Source organism: Serratia sp. P2ACOL2 (assembly GCF_003691565.1).
In the GTDB taxonomy this organism is placed as follows: Bacteria; Pseudomonadota; Gammaproteobacteria; order Enterobacterales; family Enterobacteriaceae; genus Serratia; species Serratia liquefaciens.
This window is the reverse complement of record NZ_CP033162.1, coordinates 4792383-4812767: the sequence shown is the minus strand read 5'-3', so window position 1 is coordinate 4812767 and position 20385 is coordinate 4792383. Positions and strand designations below refer to the sequence as shown.

Genomic DNA, 20385 nt, shown 5'->3' with positions numbered 1-20385 from the left:
TTATGTTTACGATTGTATTATGGGATATTGAAAAATATCAACAGGTTAAGTTGATAGAAAATTATACTGGTAATGAGGTTTTTTTAGCCCAACCTGATCAAGATAAATATCCGCTTTTATCACAGCTAACATATTGTGATGAAGAATTATTTAGTAATGACGAGTTAATTGAATTATTAAATGAAATTAATAAGTTAAAAATTGAAAGTGTTGATACAGAAATATCGGCATATCTTGAGAGTGTGGAGAATATTATCGACGAGGCTATTAACACGCATAAAAGTATTTTAATAACACCTTTTGTTGATTGAGTTTAACCCCGGCCTTGGCCGGGGTTACTGTATCTAAGCCTTAAAAAACCTCATCTTCCCGCCGCTGCAACCGGATCACACCGGGTGCGACGGTGATCTCCAGTTGTTCCGCATCGGTGATGCCGGACCCGGTCAGCCAGTCCCCACCAATCACCAGTTCGCCGTTCTGCCGTACCCAATCCGCCCCTAAATCTTGCCGCTGCTGGCTGGCTTCGCATAGCGCGTTCCAGGTGGCGTCATCGGTGACGGTGGTGATCCACAGCCCATCGGGCCGCAGGGTGAGTTGCAATGGTTCACCGATGCCAAAACCCAGTTCAGCCAGCACACAGCCTGTGATCGTCAGCTCGGGGATCGGTTCTGGGGTAAAGGTGATGTTCATGCGGCAGTTCCTTCCGTGGTGGGTGTGACGCGGATGATCAACTGGCCCGGCCCTGTGATCACCTCGATCCGCTGGCCGGTGGTAAAGCCCAGCGGTGCCAGCCATTGACCGGCAAGGATCAGCTGTGGCGGCGGGTTGGGTCTGCCGCCGTTGGGGCGGTAGCCGACAATGCACTTGCGTGCTTGGGGTGTGGCGGGTTCTGACGTAGAATCTGTTCTAGCCATAGTAACTACCTCGTATAGTTGCTTGTGGTGAGCAGTAACAGCAGGGTGCAACCTGTTGTTACTGCGTTATTTTCATTTCCCTTCTTTTGTAATCTTTCTTGCTGTGTCCCAACGTCGGGTTTGATAGCGGATAATCAAACTTTCCAGCACTTCGCGGATCACTGCTTGTTCGCTTTCGTTCAACTGACTGGCAGCTTCGAATTGTAATGTCAGTGTATCAATATGCTCACGTTCATGTTCATCAAAGAGCAAGGAGTCAGTACTGACCTGCAATGCTATCGCTATCTTTTTGATGGCATCCAGCGATGGGAGTGACAGTGAGTTTTCATATTTTTTCCAGCTATTTACATGTATTCCAATCATGTCTGCCATAGCTTGTTGGGAAAGCCCTAGCTTTTTACGTAACGCAGTTAATCGGGCACCTAATGACATAGAAACAGAGTCCTGTTAAAAGAAATTACCCAAATAGTACCCGATTGCGACCTTCTGGAAGGTGTTTATATTTTCATTGTAACTTAATGTATAAAGTAACACATCATAGTGTTCTGTTATTTGAGGGGTGCTTCGCAAAACTGTTAAGAGCGAGGAACCTTTACATTGGTATCATGGGGACATGCAGGCGGGATACCCCAGCAGGGCGGTAGCTTTTCTGCGAATTAGGTCCCCGCTCCTTACTGCATCTGCGTCACCGGATAAACAAGCAGGAGACCGACGGCCGACTGGCTGCCCTGCAGGGGGTCAAAGCGGCATTATCCGGCGTGCAGGCCGCTCAGGCGGGTCGACTGGCAAAAGTCGGCGATACCGATACTGAAGAAGGCAGCATGGTAGGGGTCAGTATTTCTCTTGGCGGCCAGAAATCGTCGTCGAAACAGCATCAGGAACAAACTAACGTCGCCGGTTCAACATTCAGTGTCGGTAATAATCTGCAGGTGACGGCAACCGGCAAGGGCAATACCGCTGAAAGCGGTGACATTGTCGTTGTCGGCAGTCAGTTTAAAGTGGCGGGCAACACCGCCTTGGCCGCCGAGCGTGACATCTTGCTGTTGGGCGCAGCCAATACTCAGAAGACCGAAGGAAGCAACAAGAGCAGCGGCGGCAATATCGGCGTCAGCATTGGTTTAGGAAAACAGACGGGATTGAGCGTCTTCGCCAATGCCAACAAAAGCCAGGGCAGTGAACATGGGGATGGAACGTTTTGGACTGAGACAACGATGGACACCGGTGGCGTGATGTCAACGCGCAGTACCCGGGATACTCTTTTGTCAGGGGCACAAATCAGTGGCGAAAGGGTGGAGGTGGATGCCGGCGGTAACCTGATAATGCAAAGCCTGCAGGATAGCGACAACTATGACGCCAAACAAAGCAGCGTCAGTGGTGGTGTCAGTGTGGCTATCTTCGGTGCCGGCGGCTCGGCGAGTCTGAGTATGAGCCGTGACAAATTGCACAGCAATTATGACAGCGTGCAGGAGCAAACCGGTATATTTGCCGGCAAGGGCGGCTATGATATTAAGGTTAACCAGCATACGCAGTTAGACGGCGCGGTTATTGCCAGTACTGCCGCGCCAGAGAAAAACCGTCTTGATACCGGCACCCTGGGCTTCAGTGATATCCATAACCAGGCGGATTTCAAGGCCGAGCATCAGGGGGGCAGCATCAGCAGCGGCGGCCCGGTGGGATCAGATTTGCTGACCAATCTGGCGGGTGCGGTTCTTTCCGGCGCGGGCAATAAAGGGCACGCAGAAGGCACGACCAAGGCTGCGTTGTCGGGCGGTAGCGTGGTTATTCGCGATCGGGCCAACCAGCAGCAAGATATAAATCAGCTGAGTCGGGATACGGATAACGCCAATGGCAGCATCGGGCCGATCTTCGACAAGGAGAAAGAGCAGAACCGGCTGAAGCAGGCGCAGTTGATCGGCGAGATCGCCGGGCAAACGATGGATATTGTCCGTACCGAGGGTGATATCAATGGTTTGCAGAAGGCGAAGGACAAGCACCCGGGGCTGGATGCGAAAGCGTTGCGTAAAACGCCGGAATATCAGGCCGAGATGCAGAAATATGGCACCGGCAGCGATATGCAGCGGGCCGCACAAGCCGTAACGGGCGTGCTGCAGGCTCTGGCGGGGAACAATCTGGCCGGCGCCCTGGCGAGCGGAGCGGCACCGTATCTGGCGAGAGAAATCAAGGCGCGGGTCGGTGAAGATAACGTGGCTGCGAACGCAATGGCGCATGCGTTACTGGGGGCGATAACTGCGCAACTGAACAACCAGTCTGCGGTAGCCGGTGCGGTGGGTGCGGGCGGTGGCGAGCTGGCTGCACGGGTGATAGTAGAGATAAGGTTCCCGGGCCGTGACATAAGCAGCCTGACAGAAGGTGAGAAGCAGGAGGTGAGTGCTTTGAGCCAACTGGCGGCAGGACTGGCAGGGGGGATAGCCTCAGACAGTACGGCAGGGGCGGTAACGGCTTCGCAAGCCAGTAAGAATGCGGTGGAGAATAATGCGCTGAATCCGAATGACTTCGGTAAAAGCATGGCAGACATAGGGATGTCGCAAACCTCGCTCGGTGCTTCCATGCTGCAAAGTGGAGCTTCACCGGATGAAATAGCAGCGGCTCTGGTCAAAAATGCCCAGGGAGATATGCCAGAAGGTCAGGATGCAGTTAAAGGTCTGTTGATTGCCTGGGGCGAGTTCTTCGGGGTGCCGGTCAGTGCATTAACTGCTGATGGAGAAATGACGCCGCAAAGAGCAGCGGAGATCGTGGCAAGCGGTGTGCCGACCAGTGAAGCTAAGTTAGTTCAGTATGTGGCGGCGAAAGCTGTTCTGGCCGTGACGAAGACACCAAGTACAGGCTCTACAAGTACCGCTGAAAATGCGACCAAAACAGTTATTGATCCCAAGAAGTTTGACTATCTCTTTGGCAATGTGAAAAGTAGTGAGCATAACGCTGATCGCTCTACTCAGTTAGCTCAGACAATGAATCGTTTGGGATTAGAAACCAATGAGAAAGGGGCCAGTGTACTTACCGAACACTTAAAGCAGGTAGCAAATACGAAAGGTAATGTTGTAGATACCTATACGAAAGGAAATCAAGCCTTTGAAGTGCGGGAGTCATTGCTTATTGGCCCTTCAGGAAAGGCGGCTAAATTAGAAACTGCTTTTGAGATCATGCCTGATGGTTCTCGTAGATTTGTCACAACTATTCCTAAAGATGGTAAAAAGTAATGTTTATTAAGTCATTCCCTGATGAAATTGATTTATTGGGCTTTTTTGAGTCACAGCCCATGGCAACTAGTGAAGTTGCTGATTTACATTTTGCATATCAAACCAATGATGATAATGGGTTAGAGATTATTTTTTCATTCTGTGCTACGGCTGGCTGGATACAAACGGTCATCTCGTTTAATGGGAAAGAAGTGTCTAAGTACCTTTCCGAAAATGTTAGCGAGATAAAGCTGCAAAAGGATGCTACAGGCGAATATCTATACTCTGAAATTATTACCGATGAGTTAATTACGAAAGTCGTAATACGTGTAAGGCCATATATATCAGTAAGTAGTAGCTCTTTAGTTAGATAAAAAGATCCCGGTCAACTGGCCGGGATCTTCGCTTCTACGCTATAAATCCCCCATCGTCCCGCCACAGCAACCGAATAACACCGGGTGCGGCGGTGAGCTCCAGTTGTTCGGCATCGGTAATGCCCGGCTTGTTAACCGTTTATTAAATCTTCACGTCCCCAATCCTCTCTAGAGCATCCACCACCAAACCCCAGAATTTATCCTGATCCAGCGTTACGGCCACCTGCGTATGGCAGTCGGGCGGCGGCGCTGCGCGGAAATCGGCTACCGTCATGCCCAGCGTCAGGGTGCCGGTGAGTTCGATATCTACCGGGACTTTTCGCACCGTCATCACATCGGGGGCAATAACGTAGGCCACCGCACAGGGATCGTGCACCGGCGGTGCACTGAACCCCTGCGCCTGCTGGTACATTTTGCCAAAGAACTCGAGCAGTTCGCCGACAAACCTGGCCGGCCCGGTGTGGATGGCGGCAATGCGTGCACACACCTCTGGGGTGGCGAGCGCCTGATGGGTCAGATCCAGCCCGACCATGGTCAGCGGCCATTTCTCATTAAAAACGATGTGCGCGGCTTCCGGATCTATCTTGATATTGAATTCCGCTACCGCGCTCCAGTTCCCCACGTGATAGCCACCCCCCATCAGCACCACTTCCTTCACCCGTTCGGCAATCCGTGGTTCTTTACGAACTGCCATGGCGATATTGGTCAGGCCGCCGGTGGGGACCAGCGTCACGCTGCCTGGCGGATGGGCCATGATGGTGTCGATAATCAAATCTACCGCGTGTCGCGTTTCCAGCGTCAGCGTTGGCTCAGGTAAAACCGGGCCGTCCAGGCCGGACTCGCCGTGAATATCGGGCGCGACCTCGATTTGCCGCACCAGCGGCCGTGGGCAGCCGGCGGCGAAGGGCACGCCGGTGATATTGGCGATGCGTGCAACAGCCAGCGCGTTGTGGGTCACCTTATCCAGCGTTTGGTTGCCCACCACGGTGGTGACGGCCAGCAGCTCGATCTGCGGATTGCCCCAGGCCAGCAGCATGGCGATAGCATCGTCATGCCCCGGATCGCAGTCCAGTATGATTTTTTTCATTTTTATTCCTGATGCAGGGAGAGGTCTCCGCAGCATAGCGCACCGGCAACAGGCCAGGTAATGACAGATGATGCTTTTTGCTAGCCACATCAAAGCGTTGCTGCTCTAAGGATGTAATTAAACGTAAATCCCTCTCGCAGCGCTTTACCCTGGAGTTTACTCCAGGGTTTACATTGAGCCCTGGCGTAAAGCAGAGAGGGGAAGTGCGATGAGCATGTTGAAAAAGCTTTTGGGACAAGGTGGCTTTGGTAGCGGCCACTCACGTTCGCGGCACGGGGGCGGACACCATGGTAACCGTTATAACCAGCATGGCGATCAGGGCCCGCAATGCCTGCAATGTCAGGCGCCAAATCGGCCCGGTGCTCGTTACTGCCACCGCTGCGGCCAACCTTTCGGGACGGAGTCAGCGACCTGTCGTGGGTGTTCGGCGCCGCTGCCGCCGGGGAGCCGTTTCTGCCAGCAATGCGGTACGGCGGTCAGCGGAGGGCAACCATGACCAAATCAGGATGGAGTCTGGTCGTCTTGTTGGCGGCCATGGCGTTATGGACGCTGCTGGCCTGGGGAGCTTCCGGCGTGTTGGCCTGGCTGCCGTCGTTGACGGGGCTGGCACAAAGGGGTTCTGCGGAGCTGGCGCCCCCGTTGGCGGGGTTGCTTAGCCTGGTGCCGCAGGCGCTGTTGGAAAGCTGGTTACCGTTGTTGCAGCAACTGGGGGATTGGCTGGCGAGTTATTTCCCGCAGTTGATCACCTGGGCTGGGTATCTTGTCTGGCTGGTTTGGGGGCTGGGCATGCTGGCCTTGCTGTTGCTTGGCGCGTTGGCACGCCGTATTTTGCTCAGCGATACTCCTGATAAACTTCCGCCACGCGCTTGAAGTAATCGCTCAGGTAGTTGATGCACACCTGCACCTTGAGCGGCAGCTTATCTTTCTCGGTGTACACCGCGTACACCGGGCGAGGATCCGCATGATAGCTTTTAAACAGGATCTCGATTTCACCACGTTTGATCTCTTCGATCACCCACATCAGTGGCGCATAGGCGATGCCGGCACCGGCTTTCAGCCAGCGGATCATGGTCTGTGAATCGTTGGTGACAAAACGTCCCTGCGGCGCAATGCGCGTGCTGATGCCTTCGGGTGCGATCAGTTCGAATTCACTATCCGGCCGTACGCTGTATTCCAGCCAGGAAAAATTGACCATGTCGCTGGGCTTCTGCGGCGTGCCGTGCTGGCTGAGATAGCTTTTTGCGGCGCAGACCACCATCGGCATGGAGCCCAGGCGTTTGGAAAACAGGCTGGAGTCCTGCAGCGCACCGGTGCGGATCACCACGTCCAGCCCGTCAGCAATCAGATCCGGCGCCGGAATACCGGTTACCAGGTTCACCGTCAGGCCAGGATATTCTTTCAGCATATCGGCAGTCATGGTCGCCAGCACGTTTTGCGCCATGGTGGAGGAGCTACCAATGCGCAGCGTACCGGTCGGCGTATTGTTAAACGCGTACAGCTGTTCGTGCACCTCGCTCACTTCCAGCAACATGCGCCGACAACCCTGATAATAGATTTTACCGGCTTCCGTCAGGCCAATGCTGCGCGTGCTGCGGTTAAGCAGCTTAACCTGCAGCTCATTCTCCAGTTTGGAGACGGTCTGGCTGATAGACGAAACGCTCATATCGAGTTGGCGCGCCGCCGCAGTAAATGACCCGCATTCAACCACTTTGGCGAATACCGACATCCGTTTTAATCTTTCCATTATTCACTCTGGCTTAAAAGTGATTTAGATCACAGATTGTTGATGAGTTGATAGTAAGCACGCTAATATAACGGGGTCGGGTGGAAAGACCTTACCAACGCGCGAGTGCGATCGGCGCCGACGTCGTGGCCGATCCCTCCGGTATCCTCGCATTCCCTATCGCGGATGTACGCTCCAGAGTTTACCTTTTTTTCAGGTTCGTGGCCTGGACAACCTGTCTGGGGCGGAATTTGTGGTGCGTGTCAGCTAAAATGTAAAGAGAATGTGAATGGAAATAAAGGTTAACGCCCGGTGTAGTGAACAATAAGGAAAAATTGATGAGTTTGCTTCCGGTTATGGTCATTTTCGGACTGTCGTTTCCCCCGGTATTTTTTGAGTTGCTGGTCTCGCTGGCGCTGTTTTTTTTGCTGCGTCGCTTGCTGCAACCTACCGGGATCTACGATTTTGTCTGGCATCCAGCGCTGTTTAATACCGCGCTGTACTGCTGTTTGTTCTATCTGATTTCATGTCTTTTCGTTTGAGGTCGCTGTGAAAAATTTTTCAATAAAAATAACCCGAATCGCGATCACTCTGATTCTGGTCCTTTTGGGGATCGTCGCCGTATTCAAAGCCTGGGTGTTTTACACCGAGTCCCCCTGGACGCGTGATGCCAAGTTTACCGCTGACGTAGTGGCGATAGCGCCGGACGTTACCGGTCTGCTGACCGACGTGCCGCTGGTGGATAACCAGTTGGTCAAGAAAGGACAGGTGCTGTTGGTGATCGACCAGCCGCGCTACCAACAGGCCCTGGCGGAAGCTAACGCTGACGTAGCCTATTACCAGACCCTGGCAGCGGAGAAAAGACGTGAGGCGGGCCGTCGCGTTCGCTTGGGCGTGCAGGCAATGTCGCAGGAGGAGATTGACCAGGCGAATAACGTTTTGCAAACCGTAGAACATCAGTTGGCGAAGGCAGTAGCGACTCGTGAACTGGCGAAGCTGGATTTGGAACGCACCACGGTGCGTGCACCGGCCGATGGCTGGATCACTAACCTGAACGTACATGCCGGGGAGTACATTACCCGCGGTTCTGTCGCTGTGGCGCTGGTGAAGAAAAACAGTTTCTACATTCTCGCCTACCTGGAAGAAACCAAGCTGCATGGCCTGAACAAGGGCGACCGTGCGGAAATCACTCCGCTGGGCAGTAACCGTATCATGCATGGCACCGTCGACAGCGTGGCTGCCGCCGTCAATAACAGCAGCAGCACCGTGAACAGCAAAGGGCTGGCGTCGATCGACAGCAACCTGGAGTGGGTGCGCCTGGCACAGCGCGTGCCGGTGAAAATTCTGCTGGATGACAAAGACCAATTGCATCCGTACCCGGCAGGTACCACGGCTACCGTGGTGATCACCGGCAAGAACGATCGCGCTACCGACAGCGGCTCGCCTTTTGTGCGTTTGATGCATCGGCTGCGTGAGTTCGGTTAATGAATAACCCAACCTTTATCAGGCTGAGATTTGCCTTCAAGCTCAGCTTTGCCATTGTGTTTGCCCTGTTTGTCGGCTTCCACCTCAATCTGGAAACGCCACGTTGGTCGGCGATGACCGCCGCCATCGTGGCCGCCGGCCCGGCCTTTGCCGCCGGTGGCGAACCCTTCTCCGGCGCTATCCGCCACCGCGGCTGGCTGCGTATCATCGGTACCTTTATCGGGTGTTTCGTCGGTCTGGCGATTATCGTCACTACGGCGCGTGCGCCGGTTGTGATGCTGTTGCTGTGCTGCATTTGGGCCGGTTTTTGCACCTGGCTTTCCTCGCTGATTAAAGTCGAGAACTCCTATGCTTGGGGGCTGGCCGGCTATACCGCGCTGATCATTATCGTGACGGTCGCCACCAGCGAAGCCCACCTGCTGGAAGCGCCGCAGTTCGCCATTGAACGCTGTAGCGAGATCGTGCTCGGGATCGTCAGCGCAGTGCTGGCGGATCTGCTGTTCTCGCCGCGTTCGATCAAACAAGATATCGATCGCGCCGTGGATCAACTGCTGGTGGATCAGTACCGGTTGATGCAGATGTGCATCAGCAATGCCGAGAAAGAAGATATCGACCGCGCCTGGAGCAACCTGGTGAAGGGCACCACTGCGCTGAACGGCATGCGCAGCAACCTGATGATGGAGTCTTCGCGCTGGCAAAAGGTGAACCGCCGTGTTCTGGCGTTGCATACGCTGTCGCTGACGCTGATCACCCAGGCCTGTGAGACGTATTTAATCCTGTTGAATCACCCGGATGCGGTGAAAGAAAATATCCGCGAACTGCTGATGGTACCGGCGGACACCCCGCAGGAAATCCATAAACGCATGAAGCTGTTGCGCCAGGTGCTGACCACCAACCGCACTGACGAAACCTTGCTGACCATCACCAGTTGGGTGGGGGCGGCCACGCGTTACCTGCTGTTGGCTAAAGGCGTGCATACCAACAGCAGCATCAGCGCGGTGGAAGAGGGGGTGTTGAGCAGCGAGGTGGTGATCAAACCGACTTCGGCTGAAGGCCACCACGCGATGATTAACGGCCTGCGCACCTTTGTGGCGACGGCCTTTGGCTGCCTACTGTGGCTGTGGACCGGCTGGACCTCTGGCAGCGGCTTTATGGTGATCATTGCGGTGATCACCTCGCTGGCGATGCGTACCCCCGCGCCGCGCATGGTCGCAATGGACTTTGTGCTGGGCATGCTGGCGGCAATCCCGGTCGGTTCGCTGTTCTTTATGGTGATCCTGCCGGCGACCCAGCAAAGCATTTTACTGCTGTGCCTCAGTCTGGGGCTGCTGGCGTTTTTCATCGGTATCGAAGTGCAGAAAAGACGGCTGGGGTCGCTCGGCCTGCTGGCGGGGACCATCAACATTTTGGTGTTGAGTAACCCGATGGAATTCAACGTCACTCAGTTTCTCGACGGTGCGCTCGGTCAGTTCCTCGGCAGCTGCGTGGGGCTGATGGTACTGCTGCTGATCCGCGATAATTCACGTGAACGTACCGGTCGCACGCTGCTGAACCAGTTTGTCGGCAGCGCGGTCTCGGCGTTGACCACCAAGGCGTCGCTGCGTCGACAAAACCATCTGCCGGCGCTGTATCAGCAGCTTAACCAACTGCTGATGATGTTCCCGAACGACATCGCCAAATACCGGCTGGCGCTGAACCTGATCATTGCGCATCAGCGCATGCAGCGGGCAGAGATCCCGGTTAGCGAAGAGCTTTCGGCCTTCCACAAACAGATCCGCAAAACCGCCGACCATGTGGTTTCAGCCAAGACCGACGTGAAGCGTGCCTACTATTACGATCGGCTGTTGGATGAAATGAATGACTATCAGCAAAAGCTGGTGGATTATCAGGCACCGCTCAGCGTTACCGGACCGGTAAAACGTTTGGCCGACATGCTGCACCGCTACCGCCACGCGCTGATCGACTGAGACGCCAAATGCCCCTGCCGGGGCTATACTTGCCTGATAGAGGCCTGTTTCAGAGTTGCACTGAGTGCCAGACGCGCTGCACAATGGCATGATTAGCTTGAACGGGTGTTGCAGGTTGTGGGGCGTGGTTTCCCTGAAGTGAAAACGTTACATGCCAGTCATCTCTGCTTCATCCTCTTCATCTATAAATCCAACTAGCATGGGTGCCAGTGCACCCTTGTCGGCCATAATTCAGGGACAGCAATGAATAAGCGGATCCTCGTGGCGGTAGTCATCGCCGTTGTGATAGCCGGTTTTAGCGCACTGCGTGGTAACGATCGGGCGATTACCAACGTACCGGCGGTGGCCGAAGGCCAGAGTATTGACCAACTGACGCAGCAGAAAAGGGTGGTGAGCTACCTGCAGCAGCATCAGCGGCTGCCGGACTATTACATCACCAAAAAACAGGCGCGCGAGCAGGGATGGGATGCACGTAACGGCAACCTGTGTTCGGTGCTGCCGGGCAAGGCAATTGGTGGCGACCGTTTCTCAAACCGTGAAGGACAACTGCCTGTGGCCCGCAGCCGGGTATGGCGCGAGGCGGATATCAATTACCAATGCGGCCGGCGTGGTGCCGATCGCCTGCTGTATTCCAGTGATGGCCTGATTTTTGTCACGCGTGACCATTATAAAAACTTCATTCGGGTGGAGTGAGCTTGATGGCAAAAGTAGAGTTCGATTTTAATCAGATTAGCGATCTGCCGGCGTTTTACCGCGTTTTTGCGCATAAGTTTGCACTGGATGAGGCTTTTGGTGCCAATCTTGACGCGCTGTGGGACGTGGTGACGGCGGATATCGGCCTGCCGGTCGAGATTGAGTTTACCCATCTCAACGCCCGCAGCAAACGTCGCTTTGGTGCGATTATCCTGTTGTTTGAAGAGGCGGAAGAAGAACTGGAAGGCAGCCTGCGTTTCAATATCCGTGAAAGCAGCGGTGAACCTGCACATCACCGGGGATGAATCGGGTTCATCCCGTGGTGACGGCGGCGATTATTCGGCGGTTTCGGCCAGATCGCGCAGGTATTGGAAAATTTGACGGTAAGCTTTCGGTGGCTTGTTAGCGGCTTTCTCTTTCTGTGCGTTACGCACCAGTGAGCGCAGCTGTTGGCGGTCGGCTTCCGGATACAGCGCCAGAATCGACGGGATCGCGTCATCACCTTCTTCTACCAGACGGTCACGCAGCGCTTCCAGCTTGTGGAACAGCGAAACCTGTTGGTTATGGCGGTTCTTCAGCTTGTCGAGCGCGGTTTGGATCGGCTCTACATCGCGGGCGCGCAGCATTTTGCCAATCAGCTGCAGCTGACGGCGGCGGCCTTCTTTCTTGATTTTCTGCGCCAGCTCAACTGCGGCGCGCAAATCTTCGTCCAGCGGGATGCGTTCCAGCGCGTTTTTACCCAGTTCGACCAGTTCGGTCCCCAGGTCTTTCAGGGCTTCGGCATCACGTTTAATTTCACTTTTACTGACCCAGATAATCTCGTCATCGTCCTCGTCCGTGTTCTCCGGGACATCGTCGAGCCAGTCTTCAGGCTGTTTGTTCATGGTAGGCTCCGTTAAAAAGAGGCTAATCCTAACAGGTTGTCCAGCAACCCGCCAATTGCGCGCCAGAGCAGATTGAGTATAGCTGCCGATGCGACAAGAAATCCGCCTTATTCACCGACAGTTATTTTTTGATTTGTTGTTTTTATCACCACGCGCGTATAAGATTTTATACATATGGAGGTGGGGCTCATGGATGATGAGAATGAAAAGGCCATAGACTGGCGTGGCTCCTCGTTGGCGGATCTATTAGCGTTTCCGGCGGACGCACGTAGAGCTGCCGGGTTTGAATTAAGTAAAGTGCAAAAGGGAGTAGAACCCGGCAATTGGAAACCGATGAAGGGGTGTGGCACCGGCGTTTGCGAAATTCGCTTATATGCCCTTGCAGGAGCTTTTAGAGTGATTTACGTGGCTAAATTTAATGAAGTTATTTATGTTTTGCACAGTTTTCAGAAGAAAACGGCGAAAACCAGTCAGCACGATATTCAGATTATCAAAGCGCGTTATGACGCAGTGATAGAAGAGCGGGGTAAGAAAAAATGACCAAGCCAATTGATACCCATTCCAGGCATGTTACGCCACAAGGTGGCAATGTGTTCGCTGACCTGGGTTTTGCCCCTGACGAGGCGCGGCAGTTGCAGAAGCAATCCAACGCAGAGATTGAACACATCATCGCGCTTAAAAGGCAACTGATGGGAGAAATAAGCGCGTGGATAGAGGACGAAGGGTATCGGCAAGAGGAAGCCGCAAGGTATTTACACACTTCACGACCGCGCGTGTCTGATGTGGTAAACCGGAAAACAGATAAATTTACGCTTGATGCATTGATCAACATGCTCGCCAATATAGGCAAATCAGTAAAATTGGTGATTGAGTGATAAGCCTGCTGTTTTAGCGATCATTCTGTGTCCCTGTTCTCGCTTTATGCGAAATTCCACGCGGTTCCTGTTAGACTCAAAAGTATAAATCACATGATTTTTGCGCGTGACTCCGCGCGCAACCACGCCGCCACGGCACTTTTCTCAACGATTTTCTGATTAAGTATGGCAGATTGATGAAAGTAGTCACTCAAGTTGCAGAACAGCGCAAGGCGCTGGAACAGGCCGTTTCACAGGCTTTGGAACTGGCGCGCGCCGGTTCTGATGCGGCAGAAGTTGCCGTGACCAAATCTACCGGTATCAGCGTCAGCACTCGCTTTGGCGAAGTGGAGAACGTTGAGTTCAACAGCGATGGCGCGTTGGGCATTACCGTCTATCACCAGCAACGCAAAGGCAGCGCTTCTTCCACCGATCTCAGCCCGGATGCCATTGCCCGCACCGTGCAGGCGGCGCTGGATATTGCCCGTTACACCTCGGTAGATCCGAACGCCGGCCCGGCGGAAAAGGACCTGTTGGCGTTTGATGCACCGGACTTGGATCTGTTCCATCCGGCAGAACTGGACGCCGAACGCGGTATCGAATTGGCTGCTCGCGCAGAGCAGGCTTCGTTGGCGGCTGACAAGCGCATCACCAATACCGAAGGCGGCAGTTTTAACAGCCACTACGGCATCAAGGTGTTCGGCAACAGTCATGGCATGCTGCAAAGCTACTGTTCCAGCCGGCACTCGCTGTCGAGCTGCGTGATTGCCGAGCAGGATGGCGATATGGAGCGCGACTACGCCTATACCATCGGCCGTGCGATGGGCGATCTGGAAAGCCCTGAATGGGTGGGTCAGGAATGTGCCCGCCGCACGCTGTCGCGTCTGGCACCGCGCAAGCTGTCTACCATGACCGCCCCGGTGCTGTTCGCTTCTGAAGTGGCTACCGGCCTGTTCGGGCATTTGGTTGGCGCCATCAGCGGCAGCAGCGTTTACCGTAAATCCACCTTCCTGCTGGATTCTTTGGGCAAGCAGATCCTGCCGGACTGGCTGACCATTGAAGAACACCCGCATCTGCTGAAAGGCCTGGCTTCCACGCCGTTCGACAGCGAAGGTGTACGCACCCAACGGCGCGACATCGTTAAAGATGGCGTACTGCAAACCTGGCTGCTGACCAGCTATGCGGCCCGCAAGCTCGGTATGCACAGCACCGGACACGCAGGCGGTATTCACAACTGGCGCATTGCCGGGCAGGGTAATGACTTTGCCGGCATGCTGAAGCAACTGGGCACGGGCCTGGTGGTGACCGAACTGATGGGCCAGGGCGTTAGCGGTATTACCGGTGACTATTCGCGTGGCGCCGCCGGTTTCTGGGTGGAAAACGGCGAGATCCAGTATCCGGTCAGCGAGATCACCATCGCCGGCAACCTCAAGGATATGCTGCGCAACATTGTCAGCGTGGGCAGCGACATCGAAACCCGCAGCAATATTCAGTGCGGCTCCGTTTTACTGCCGGACATGAAAATCGCCGGTCAATAATGTTCGCCACGGCTGGCCGCTCCCGTTGCCAGCCGTTTCCCCTTCCTCTGTTTTAACCTTGCTTACAAATCTCCGGTTTCGGTTTTCTGCTCCCTTGCCTATGTTTAGGCTGTGCTGCGTCATGGCGTGGTCAATGGCGGCGCACGGCCCTAAAAGGGGACCACTAAAACAATAACTGGAAGGTGAGCAAGCATGTCGAACAAACTGAAAGCGCTGATGGCGCTGGCGCTGCTGGGCGCCAGTTCACTGGCGGTCGCGGCCGATCTGGCCGACGATATGGATACCATCGCAGGCAATTACAAAACGGTGCTGAGCACTGACTCCACGGATACCTTGAAGCAAAGTTTGCAGAACATGCGCGCCGCCGCAGTGGATGCAAAGCAAAGCACGCCGCCCAAGCTGGAGGACAAAGCGCCCGATAGCCCGGAGATAAAAGATTTCCACCACGGGCTGGACACGCTGATCGGTCAGATCGACCAATCGCTGGCGCTGGCCAACCAGGGCAAGCTGGCCGAAGCCAAGCAGGTCGCGCAGGGCTTCAAACAAACCCGCGACGCTAACCACAAGAAGTTCCGCTAACCCCTTTCGCGCCGTTCTGAAGCCAGATAGCAGGACGGCGCCTGCCCCAGCACGCGGCGAAACATGGTGGCAAACGCCGCGCTGCTTTCATACCCCAATTCCAGAGCCACCTGCGTCACGCTGCTGCCTTCGGCCAATTGGGCCAGCGCCAACACCACGCAGGCACGCTGACGCCATTGTGAGAAGGACATTCCTGTCTGAGCGCGAAACAGGCGGCTGAAACTGCGGATGCTCATATACAGCCGCGAAGCCCATGCCTGAGGTGAATCGTGCGCGTCAGGGTGTTGCAGGAATTGCTGGCAGAGTTCACTCAGCCGCCGGTCCGCCGGCAGGGGGATATGCAGCGGCAGAGGCGGTAGATTGGCCAGCTCATGCAGCAGCAGGCTAACCAGCGCGCCATCCCGGCCTTGCTCATTGTAATCCAGTGGCATATCGACGGCGGCCATCAACAGTTGGCGCATCAGCGGCGTTACGCTGACCACCTGGCAATCCTGTGGTGGGTCAACCAACAACGCGACCGGTTCAATGTACAGGCTGCGGGTCGTGACGCCGACCATTCTTACTTCATGCGCCATCTGTGGGGGCAGCCACACCGCATGCTGAGGCGGCACAATCCAGTTCCCCTGACGGGTGAACACGTGCATTACCCCGGTGGCGCCGTAAAGCAATTGAGCGCGCCGATGCTGGTGCATAGGCAGCAGGTAACCCCTTGGGTAGTCGGTGCCAATAGCAATCACGGGCCTTTGCACCGAGTCGAGATCGTCAATATGTCGATTGCGCATAAAGCCTTTCGCTGAACAGTTGGCCGAAACGCAATGATAGTTGGCCTTTGATATGAAGCAAGCCAAAAGCCGGTGTTTTATGCTGCCGCTCGACATCTTTACTCAGGAGCGCCTGCGGCTATGGTGGATATTATTTTCGTGCTGTTGACCGGCGTTGTTACCGGTATGACGACCATCGTGTTCGGTTTTGGCGGTGGTTTTGTGGTGGTGCCGCTGGTTTACCATCTGGTGATCGCCTCGGGGGAACAGCCTGGTCAGGCGATGCATATCGCAGTGGCCACCTCGACGGCGGTGATGATTTTCACGGCAGGTTACGCCACTTTTGCCCAGTGGCGCAGTGGCAACCTGCTGCGTGAAACTCTGGTTCCGCTCATTTTTTATATCGGGATGGGGACGGTGCTGGGGGCTTTTGCATCCAGCCTGTTGGCGGACGGCACGGTGCGCTTGTTGTTTGTGATTTACATCCTGGTGACGATTGCGGATTGTCTGTTCAGGCCGGGGTTTTTGGTTAAGCCGGTACGCGCTGCACTTTCACCATCGACTCTGTTGATCGGCGGCCCGCTGATTGGTGTCATCGCGACCCTGCTCGGCGTAGGGGGGAGCGTGATGACGGTGCCTCTGTTGCGTCGCCATGGGTTCGAGATGCGGCATTGCGTCAGTTCGGCCAATGCGTTGTCGATCCCTGTCGCCGTCGTGGGGGCATTGATGTACGTCGGTTTGGGATGGAGGGAAATGACAGGGCCGCACTATCTGGGTTACGTCAATCTGGCCCTGCTCGGGCAGTTGGTGACGAGCGGTGTCGTGGGGACGGTGGTTGCCAGGAAGTGGCTGCCGAAGGTCAATGATCGGCTGCATGCCAGAATTTACGTGCTGTTGCTGATCCTGGTTTTGATCGCCATCGGTGTGTAAGAGACAGAAAGGGCGGCTGGTCACCGCCCTGAAAACCGCTTAGCGGTGGTATTCACCCGCCGCTTCCGGCTGGTACAACAGTTCCAGCACTTCGATACGCGCTTCTTCACCGTTCGGCAACTGCCAGGTAATCTGGTTGCCGATGTGCATGCCCAGCAGCGCTGCGCCCAGCGGCGCCATCACCGACAGCTGTTCGTGGCTATCCTTCAGCGAAGCCGGGTAAACCAGCGTACGCACGTGTTCTTCTGCCGTGTGCAGATCGCGGAAACGTACGCGGCTGTTCATGGTCACTACGTTGGCCGGGATCTGGGACGGCGGCAGAATTTCGGCGCGATCCAGCTCGATGTTCAGCGCAGCCGCGACATCGGTGTTGGCAAAGGCCGGTTGTTCCAATAGCGCATCCAGGCGTTCCGCATCCAGCTCATTAATAGTAATGGTTGGCTTGGTCATTCCACTCTCCAGTCAAATCAAAAGGCGTCGGGTAACGCGCCCATAAATTCGGAAAAACAGCACAAAAGCAAAACCCCCGCGCCAGAGGTACGGGGGTGTTGTTGATGTCGAATTGTCTTACCGATAGTAGGCGGTTAAGCCGGGAAAAGAAAGAGATCCCGATCACGAAGCTTTTCACCTCCCTTGGCTCAACTGGAAACCTTTTGTGGCGATATCTTTTTGTAATCTAATTGAATTATCTGGCAGAGGATTATTTTGCGAAATGGATCCCTGACGGTCACTGAATTTCCACTTTCAACTGGAAAAAAACAGAGTACACAGAATATCTCCCCGGGGTTAGGGTAAAGGCATCAGAGAAGGCGGCTTATTCAGGTGATGCGCTGTGCGACTTACGGAATCATGTTTGGATCTAGGGGAACTGAAAAGTGAATGATGGATCTGCTGCGAGAGAAAATAGTGAACAACCTGACGTCAGCACGGCCGGAGCGATAACCGAACGGGTGCTGGCTGATATTACCGCCATGCTAAACGCCGAAGACATTTATACCAATGCGGTGCAGCAACAGATGCTGGAGTCGCATATTCGCGCCATGGTGTTGCGTTCAATCACCGGCGAGCCATTACCGGAAGTCGATAAATCACTGTTTGACGAGATCTCGGCGGAATCTATGAAAATGGCGGAACGGGTAGTCGACCAGTTCACCACTCTGCCGATTGAAGAGGCCTATTTGCTTTCCGTACATTTTGAAGTGGCAAAAGATAATAACCAATAGTTTTTAGCGAATTAAATTAATCAGGAGAAAATACCATGGGTCAGATTACCGTAGTGATTGGCGATCGTTTGGGTAAAGGTCAGAAAGTGGGTCAGGGCATTGAAAATGCAGGTGGAAAAGCCATCGTGATCCCCGGCGTGGCGGCTGACATGAAGCTGGGCGACGTGATGAAAGCGGAAGGCGCACAGCTGGGGATTTCTTTCTGCGGCAGCGGCGGCGCGGGTGCCATTACCGCACAAACTAAATACGGCTACAAAGCCAAATACGGCATGCGCTCCATTGATGAGGGCGTGACGGCAATAAACGAAGGCTGCACCGTATTGGGTTTTGGTTTTATGGATAAAGAAGAGCTGGGTCAAAGGCTGGTTGAAGCCTACGTCAAAAAACACGGCAACCCGTAATGAAAGAACAATATACAACGTCGGTAAAGGTGGAGGGTAAGGGCGACAGCAAAGCGAAAGCTTTTGCTTCCGCCTTGGCCAATGTGCAGGGCGCGGTATTAAAATCCACCGGTAATATTCTGCTGCGTATTGAACCGCAGGATGTCAGCGTATTAAAAGCAGAAGAGAAAATAACAAAAGAAAAGTTTCTGTTTTTCTTTCTGCCGCGCGAAAGAAAAAGCTACTCCGTGGCTCTGGAAATAACCGTGAACGTGACAATGATCAATACAGAAAAAGTTGTCTTCGTCACGAAATAAAAACGTTAGCATAAATCAAAGGGTATACTGATGTTTTTAATCATCTTATTTAAGTCGCTTATTATCGGCGGACTGGTGGGGGTTGGCGTAGGGGCCGGCGCCGCACGTATGTTCCATGCACCTACGACACAGGGCATGGGGGCTTTCCGCACCCTGGGCGAGCTGAACTCCTGCGAGGGCGATCCGGCTTCCCACTTCTCATTCGGTCTGGGCTTCTTCTTCAACGCCTGGGCGTCTTCCGTGGCGGCAGGGGCCTTCACGCAGGACGTTGACCACCGCATTATTCCACACTGGGGCGCGGCTGCGTTGATGGTTAAAAATCGCAACCTGGCGCAAACGCTGCACGATCCAAAAAAAATGGCTATCGCCTGCGGCATCATCGGCATGCTGGTTGTGGCCTTCCTGAATACCACGGCTTCCGCCGTGCCTGCCGCATTGCAGGTGACGGCGATCAAGGTGCTGGTGCCGGCAGCGAACTTGCTGGTGAATACCGTGATGCCGGTGATCTTCTGGCTGGCGGCGATCGACGCCGGACGCCGTTCCGGCTTCTGGGGCACCATCTTCGGCGGCCTGGCGCAGCTGATCATGGGCAACGCCGTACCGGGTCTGGTGCTGGGCATTCTGATCGGTAAAGGCGTGGAAGAGAGCGGCTGGAACAAAATCACCAAGATCATGATGGCGGTGATCGTGCTGCTGTTCGTGCTGAGCGGGTTCTTCCGCGGCTTTGACATGAAAGTCCTCGAGTCCTTCAGTCTCGGCGTGCCGGGTTGGTTGGACGCAATTCACAACACCCTGAGCGGTAAATAAGGAGCTGGAAAATGGAAGAACAAACCCAAAAAGGCTTCTGGTATGCCGACTGGTCATTCCCGATTTTTGTTGGCCTGCTCTCCTCCGGCGTGTTCGCCGGGACGCACATGTACTACCTGTATGGCATCGGCGCGTTTAACGAAGTCGCCTTCGTTTCTATGCTGCGTGCGGGAATGGACACCGGCGTTTACGGTGCCGTGGCGGCCTTCGGCGCCAGCTTCCTGTTTGCGCGCATCATTGAAGGTTCGCTGGTGGGGATCCTGGACATCGGCGGTGCGATCCAGACCGGCGTGGGGCTGGGGGTTCCGGCGCTGCTGCTGGGGGCGGGGATCATTTTCCCGGTCGCTAACTTTGCCGCCTCGCTGGTGACCGGCCTGGTGATTGGCCTGGCGATTGGCTACCTGATCATTTTGGCGCGTAAATTTACCATCAATCAGAGCAACTCCACCTACGGGGCGGACGTGATGATGGGCGCCGGTAACTCCTCGGGGCGTTTCCTGGGGCCGTTGATCATCTTGTCGGCGATGACCGCTTCCATTCCGATCGGTATCGGCTCGCTGCTTGGCGCCTTGCTGTTCTATATCTGGAATAAGCCGATCACCGGTGGGGCGATCCTCGGTGCGATGCTGTTAGGGGCCATTTTCCCGGTAGCTATCGCCTAATCACGAACGT

At 54.8% G+C, this 20385-nt stretch carries 27 protein-coding genes and 1 pseudogene; 20 read left to right on the top strand and 8 right to left on the bottom strand.

Features of this window, described 5'->3' with window-relative positions; all coding sequences use genetic code 11:
- Positions 1 to 2 precede the first annotated feature (2 nt).
- Positions 3 to 311: a hypothetical protein gene (locus EBA31_RS23175; protein ID WP_122080315.1), complete on the top strand. Its 309-nt coding sequence runs from the start codon at positions 3 to 5 to the stop codon at positions 309 to 311.
- A gap of 40 nt (positions 312 to 351) precedes the next feature.
- On the opposite strand, the gene EBA31_RS23170 is transcribed toward EBA31_RS23175, so the two are convergent.
- The 3 genes from EBA31_RS23170 to EBA31_RS23160 all read right to left on the bottom strand — a co-directional run bounded on the left by EBA31_RS23170 (position 352) and on the right by EBA31_RS23160 (position 1346).
- A complete protein-coding gene (locus tag EBA31_RS23170) occupies positions 352 to 690 on the bottom strand; it encodes a hypothetical protein (protein WP_122080314.1) in 339 nt (112 codons plus the stop codon).
- Complete coding sequence (locus EBA31_RS23165) at positions 687 to 914, bottom strand: SymE family type I addiction module toxin (protein ID WP_122080313.1); 228 nt, start codon at positions 912 to 914, stop codon at positions 687 to 689. Before EBA31_RS23165 ends, EBA31_RS23170 begins: the two co-directional genes overlap by 4 nt.
- Before the next feature lie 72 nt (positions 915 to 986).
- Positions 987 to 1346, bottom strand: a complete 360-nt coding sequence (locus EBA31_RS23160; RefSeq protein WP_122080312.1) for a helix-turn-helix domain-containing protein — start codon at positions 1344 to 1346, stop codon at positions 987 to 989.
- Positions 1347 to 1612: 266 nt separating this feature from the next.
- Here EBA31_RS23160 and EBA31_RS23155 point away from each other — a divergent pair.
- A pseudogene (locus EBA31_RS23155) lies at positions 1613 to 4132 on the top strand (hemagglutinin repeat-containing protein); the annotation flags it as partial.
- Positions 4132 to 4485 (top strand): hypothetical protein, encoded by a 354-nt coding sequence (locus EBA31_RS23150; protein WP_122080311.1) that lies wholly within the window; start codon positions 4132 to 4134, stop codon positions 4483 to 4485. The pseudogene EBA31_RS23155 and the gene EBA31_RS23150, both read left to right, overlap by 1 nt.
- A gap of 142 nt (positions 4486 to 4627) precedes the next feature.
- Here EBA31_RS23150 and EBA31_RS23145 read toward each other — a convergent pair whose 3' ends face one another.
- A complete protein-coding gene (locus tag EBA31_RS23145) occupies positions 4628 to 5572 on the bottom strand; it encodes a nucleoside hydrolase (protein ID WP_044553712.1) in 945 nt (314 codons plus the stop codon).
- A 208-nt stretch (positions 5573 to 5780) separates the two neighbouring features.
- On the opposite strand from EBA31_RS23145, the gene EBA31_RS23140 reads away from it, so the two are divergent.
- Together EBA31_RS23140 and EBA31_RS23135 are read left to right on the top strand one after the other, a co-directional pair.
- Positions 5781 to 6068, top strand: coding sequence for a zinc ribbon domain-containing protein (locus tag EBA31_RS23140; protein ID WP_122080310.1), 288 nt, complete (start codon positions 5781 to 5783; stop codon positions 6066 to 6068).
- Positions 6065 to 6442: a hypothetical protein gene (locus EBA31_RS23135; RefSeq protein ID WP_048759907.1), complete on the top strand. Its 378-nt coding sequence runs from the start codon at positions 6065 to 6067 to the stop codon at positions 6440 to 6442. The genes EBA31_RS23140 and EBA31_RS23135 overlap by 4 nt, the downstream gene beginning before the upstream one ends.
- Here EBA31_RS23135 and aaeR read toward each other — a convergent pair.
- On the bottom strand, positions 6405 to 7316 hold the full coding sequence (aaeR, locus tag EBA31_RS23130; RefSeq protein WP_122080309.1) for an HTH-type transcriptional activator AaeR: 912 nt from the start codon (positions 7314 to 7316) through the stop codon (positions 6405 to 6407). The two genes, EBA31_RS23135 and aaeR, sit on opposite strands and share 38 nt — an antisense overlap.
- A 317-nt stretch (positions 7317 to 7633) precedes the next feature.
- Between aaeR and aaeX the strand changes: the two genes are divergently transcribed.
- From aaeX to EBA31_RS23105, 5 genes are all read left to right on the top strand, one after another.
- Positions 7634 to 7837 (top strand): p-hydroxybenzoic acid efflux pump operon protein AaeX, encoded by a 204-nt coding sequence (aaeX, locus tag EBA31_RS23125; protein WP_004936952.1) that lies wholly within the window; start codon positions 7634 to 7636, stop codon positions 7835 to 7837.
- A 7-nt stretch (positions 7838 to 7844) separates the two neighbouring features.
- Positions 7845 to 8780: a p-hydroxybenzoic acid efflux pump subunit AaeA gene (gene aaeA / locus EBA31_RS23120; RefSeq protein ID WP_020831905.1), complete on the top strand. Its 936-nt coding sequence runs from the start codon at positions 7845 to 7847 to the stop codon at positions 8778 to 8780.
- Positions 8780 to 10747 (top strand): p-hydroxybenzoic acid efflux pump subunit AaeB, encoded by a 1968-nt coding sequence (gene aaeB / locus EBA31_RS23115; protein ID WP_122080308.1) that lies wholly within the window; start codon positions 8780 to 8782, stop codon positions 10745 to 10747. The genes aaeA and aaeB overlap by 1 nt, the downstream gene beginning before the upstream one ends.
- A 243-nt stretch (positions 10748 to 10990) precedes the next feature.
- Complete coding sequence (locus EBA31_RS23110; protein WP_122080307.1) at positions 10991 to 11440, top strand: ribonuclease; 450 nt, start codon at positions 10991 to 10993, stop codon at positions 11438 to 11440.
- A 5-nt stretch (positions 11441 to 11445) separates the two neighbouring features.
- A complete protein-coding gene (locus EBA31_RS23105; RefSeq protein ID WP_122080306.1) occupies positions 11446 to 11745 on the top strand; it encodes a barstar family protein in 300 nt (99 codons plus the stop codon).
- A 30-nt stretch (positions 11746 to 11775) separates the two neighbouring features.
- On the opposite strand, the gene yjgA is transcribed toward EBA31_RS23105, so the two are convergent.
- Positions 11776 to 12324, bottom strand: a complete 549-nt coding sequence (yjgA, locus tag EBA31_RS23100; protein ID WP_020831901.1) for a ribosome biogenesis factor YjgA — start codon at positions 12322 to 12324, stop codon at positions 11776 to 11778.
- 189 nt (positions 12325 to 12513) lie between these two features.
- On the opposite strand from yjgA, the gene EBA31_RS23095 reads away from it, so the two are divergent.
- From EBA31_RS23095 to cybC, 4 genes are all read left to right on the top strand, one after another.
- Positions 12514 to 12864 carry a type II toxin-antitoxin system RelE/ParE family toxin gene (locus tag EBA31_RS23095; protein ID WP_122080305.1) on the top strand — a complete coding sequence of 117 codons (351 nt, stop codon included), beginning with the start codon at positions 12514 to 12516 and terminating at the stop codon, positions 12862 to 12864.
- A complete protein-coding gene (locus tag EBA31_RS23090) occupies positions 12861 to 13199 on the top strand; it encodes a helix-turn-helix domain-containing protein (protein ID WP_122080304.1) in 339 nt (112 codons plus the stop codon). The genes EBA31_RS23095 and EBA31_RS23090 overlap by 4 nt, the downstream gene beginning before the upstream one ends.
- A 176-nt stretch (positions 13200 to 13375) precedes the next feature.
- On the top strand, positions 13376 to 14716 hold the full coding sequence (gene pmbA / locus EBA31_RS23085; protein WP_020831900.1) for a metalloprotease PmbA: 1341 nt from the start codon (positions 13376 to 13378) through the stop codon (positions 14714 to 14716).
- 192 nt (positions 14717 to 14908) lie between these two features.
- Positions 14909 to 15295: a cytochrome b562 gene (gene cybC / locus EBA31_RS23080; RefSeq protein WP_020831899.1), complete on the top strand. Its 387-nt coding sequence runs from the start codon at positions 14909 to 14911 to the stop codon at positions 15293 to 15295.
- On the opposite strand, the gene EBA31_RS23075 is transcribed toward cybC, so the two are convergent.
- Positions 15292 to 16077 carry a helix-turn-helix domain-containing protein gene (locus EBA31_RS23075; protein ID WP_122080683.1) on the bottom strand — a complete coding sequence of 262 codons (786 nt, stop codon included), beginning with the start codon at positions 16075 to 16077 and terminating at the stop codon, positions 15292 to 15294. The two genes, cybC and EBA31_RS23075, sit on opposite strands and share 4 nt — an antisense overlap.
- A 120-nt stretch (positions 16078 to 16197) precedes the next feature.
- On the opposite strand from EBA31_RS23075, the gene EBA31_RS23070 reads away from it, so the two are divergent.
- Positions 16198 to 16986, top strand: coding sequence for a sulfite exporter TauE/SafE family protein (locus tag EBA31_RS23070; RefSeq protein WP_122080303.1), 789 nt, complete (start codon positions 16198 to 16200; stop codon positions 16984 to 16986).
- A 39-nt stretch (positions 16987 to 17025) separates the two neighbouring features.
- On the opposite strand, the gene rnk is transcribed toward EBA31_RS23070, so the two are convergent.
- On the bottom strand, positions 17026 to 17436 hold the full coding sequence (gene rnk / locus EBA31_RS23065; protein WP_020831894.1) for a nucleoside diphosphate kinase regulator: 411 nt from the start codon (positions 17434 to 17436) through the stop codon (positions 17026 to 17028).
- 425 nt (positions 17437 to 17861) lie between these two features.
- Here rnk and EBA31_RS23060 point away from each other — a divergent pair, with 425 nt between their 5' ends.
- Genes EBA31_RS23060 through EBA31_RS23040 form a run of 5 tightly spaced genes read left to right on the top strand, consistent with a single transcriptional unit; the run spans position 17862 to position 20375 of the window.
- Positions 17862 to 18209 (top strand): glycine dehydrogenase, encoded by a 348-nt coding sequence (locus tag EBA31_RS23060; protein ID WP_122080302.1) that lies wholly within the window; start codon positions 17862 to 17864, stop codon positions 18207 to 18209.
- A 35-nt stretch (positions 18210 to 18244) separates the two neighbouring features.
- Positions 18245 to 18610 carry a glycine-rich SFCGS family protein gene (locus EBA31_RS23055; RefSeq protein WP_012147075.1) on the top strand — a complete coding sequence of 122 codons (366 nt, stop codon included), beginning with the start codon at positions 18245 to 18247 and terminating at the stop codon, positions 18608 to 18610.
- Positions 18610 to 18906 (top strand): DUF4312 family protein, encoded by a 297-nt coding sequence (locus tag EBA31_RS23050; protein WP_044553684.1) that lies wholly within the window; start codon positions 18610 to 18612, stop codon positions 18904 to 18906. The genes EBA31_RS23055 and EBA31_RS23050 overlap by 1 nt, the downstream gene beginning before the upstream one ends.
- 30 nt (positions 18907 to 18936) lie before the next feature.
- On the top strand, positions 18937 to 19713 hold the full coding sequence (locus tag EBA31_RS23045; RefSeq protein WP_012147073.1) for a DUF4311 domain-containing protein: 777 nt from the start codon (positions 18937 to 18939) through the stop codon (positions 19711 to 19713).
- Between the two features lie 11 nt (positions 19714 to 19724).
- Positions 19725 to 20375: a DUF4310 family protein gene (locus tag EBA31_RS23040; protein ID WP_017894152.1), complete on the top strand. Its 651-nt coding sequence runs from the start codon at positions 19725 to 19727 to the stop codon at positions 20373 to 20375.
- The last annotated feature ends 10 nt before the right edge of the window (positions 20376 to 20385 follow it).

What these genes read in the sequence shown, in the direction of transcription:
- EBA31_RS23145 (WP_044553712.1), bottom strand. Translation starts at nt 5,572, where the DNA reads ATGAAAAAAATCATACTGGACTGCGATCCGGGGCATGACGATGCTATC.
- EBA31_RS23135 (WP_048759907.1), top strand. Translation starts at nt 6,065, where the DNA reads ATGACCAAATCAGGATGGAGTCTGGTCGTCTTGTTGGCGGCCATGGCG.
- EBA31_RS23150 (WP_122080311.1), top strand. Translation starts at nt 4,132, where the DNA reads ATGTTTATTAAGTCATTCCCTGATGAAATTGATTTATTGGGCTTTTTT.
- EBA31_RS23075 (WP_122080683.1), bottom strand. Translation starts at nt 16,077, where the DNA reads ATGCGCAATCGACATATTGACGATCTCGACTCGGTGCAAAGGCCCGTG.
- aaeB (WP_122080308.1), top strand. Translation starts at nt 8,780, where the DNA reads ATGAATAACCCAACCTTTATCAGGCTGAGATTTGCCTTCAAGCTCAGC.
- cybC (WP_020831899.1), top strand. Translation starts at nt 14,909, where the DNA reads ATGTCGAACAAACTGAAAGCGCTGATGGCGCTGGCGCTGCTGGGCGCC.
- EBA31_RS23160 (WP_122080312.1), bottom strand. Translation starts at nt 1,346, where the DNA reads ATGTCATTAGGTGCCCGATTAACTGCGTTACGTAAAAAGCTAGGGCTT.
- EBA31_RS23040 (WP_017894152.1), top strand. Translation starts at nt 19,725, where the DNA reads ATGGAAGAACAAACCCAAAAAGGCTTCTGGTATGCCGACTGGTCATTC.
- rnk (WP_020831894.1), bottom strand. Translation starts at nt 17,436, where the DNA reads ATGACCAAGCCAACCATTACTATTAATGAGCTGGATGCGGAACGCCTG.
- EBA31_RS23055 (WP_012147075.1), top strand. Translation starts at nt 18,245, where the DNA reads ATGGGTCAGATTACCGTAGTGATTGGCGATCGTTTGGGTAAAGGTCAG.
- aaeR (WP_122080309.1), bottom strand. Translation starts at nt 7,316, where the DNA reads ATGGAAAGATTAAAACGGATGTCGGTATTCGCCAAAGTGGTTGAATGC.
- pmbA (WP_020831900.1), top strand. Translation starts at nt 13,376, where the DNA reads ATGAAAGTAGTCACTCAAGTTGCAGAACAGCGCAAGGCGCTGGAACAG.
- EBA31_RS23175 (WP_122080315.1), top strand. Translation starts at nt 3, where the DNA reads ATGTTTACGATTGTATTATGGGATATTGAAAAATATCAACAGGTTAAG.
- yjgA (WP_020831901.1), bottom strand. Translation starts at nt 12,324, where the DNA reads ATGAACAAACAGCCTGAAGACTGGCTCGACGATGTCCCGGAGAACACG.
- EBA31_RS23105 (WP_122080306.1), top strand. Translation starts at nt 11,446, where the DNA reads ATGGCAAAAGTAGAGTTCGATTTTAATCAGATTAGCGATCTGCCGGCG.
- EBA31_RS23050 (WP_044553684.1), top strand. Translation starts at nt 18,610, where the DNA reads ATGAAAGAACAATATACAACGTCGGTAAAGGTGGAGGGTAAGGGCGAC.
- EBA31_RS23110 (WP_122080307.1), top strand. Translation starts at nt 10,991, where the DNA reads ATGAATAAGCGGATCCTCGTGGCGGTAGTCATCGCCGTTGTGATAGCC.
- aaeX (WP_004936952.1), top strand. Translation starts at nt 7,634, where the DNA reads ATGAGTTTGCTTCCGGTTATGGTCATTTTCGGACTGTCGTTTCCCCCG.
- EBA31_RS23095 (WP_122080305.1), top strand. Translation starts at nt 12,514, where the DNA reads ATGGATGATGAGAATGAAAAGGCCATAGACTGGCGTGGCTCCTCGTTG.
- EBA31_RS23165 (WP_122080313.1), bottom strand. Translation starts at nt 914, where the DNA reads ATGGCTAGAACAGATTCTACGTCAGAACCCGCCACACCCCAAGCACGC.
- EBA31_RS23090 (WP_122080304.1), top strand. Translation starts at nt 12,861, where the DNA reads ATGACCAAGCCAATTGATACCCATTCCAGGCATGTTACGCCACAAGGT.
- EBA31_RS23140 (WP_122080310.1), top strand. Translation starts at nt 5,781, where the DNA reads ATGAGCATGTTGAAAAAGCTTTTGGGACAAGGTGGCTTTGGTAGCGGC.
- EBA31_RS23045 (WP_012147073.1), top strand. Translation starts at nt 18,937, where the DNA reads ATGTTTTTAATCATCTTATTTAAGTCGCTTATTATCGGCGGACTGGTG.
- EBA31_RS23170 (WP_122080314.1), bottom strand. Translation starts at nt 690, where the DNA reads ATGAACATCACCTTTACCCCAGAACCGATCCCCGAGCTGACGATCACA.
- EBA31_RS23070 (WP_122080303.1), top strand. Translation starts at nt 16,198, where the DNA reads ATGGTGGATATTATTTTCGTGCTGTTGACCGGCGTTGTTACCGGTATG.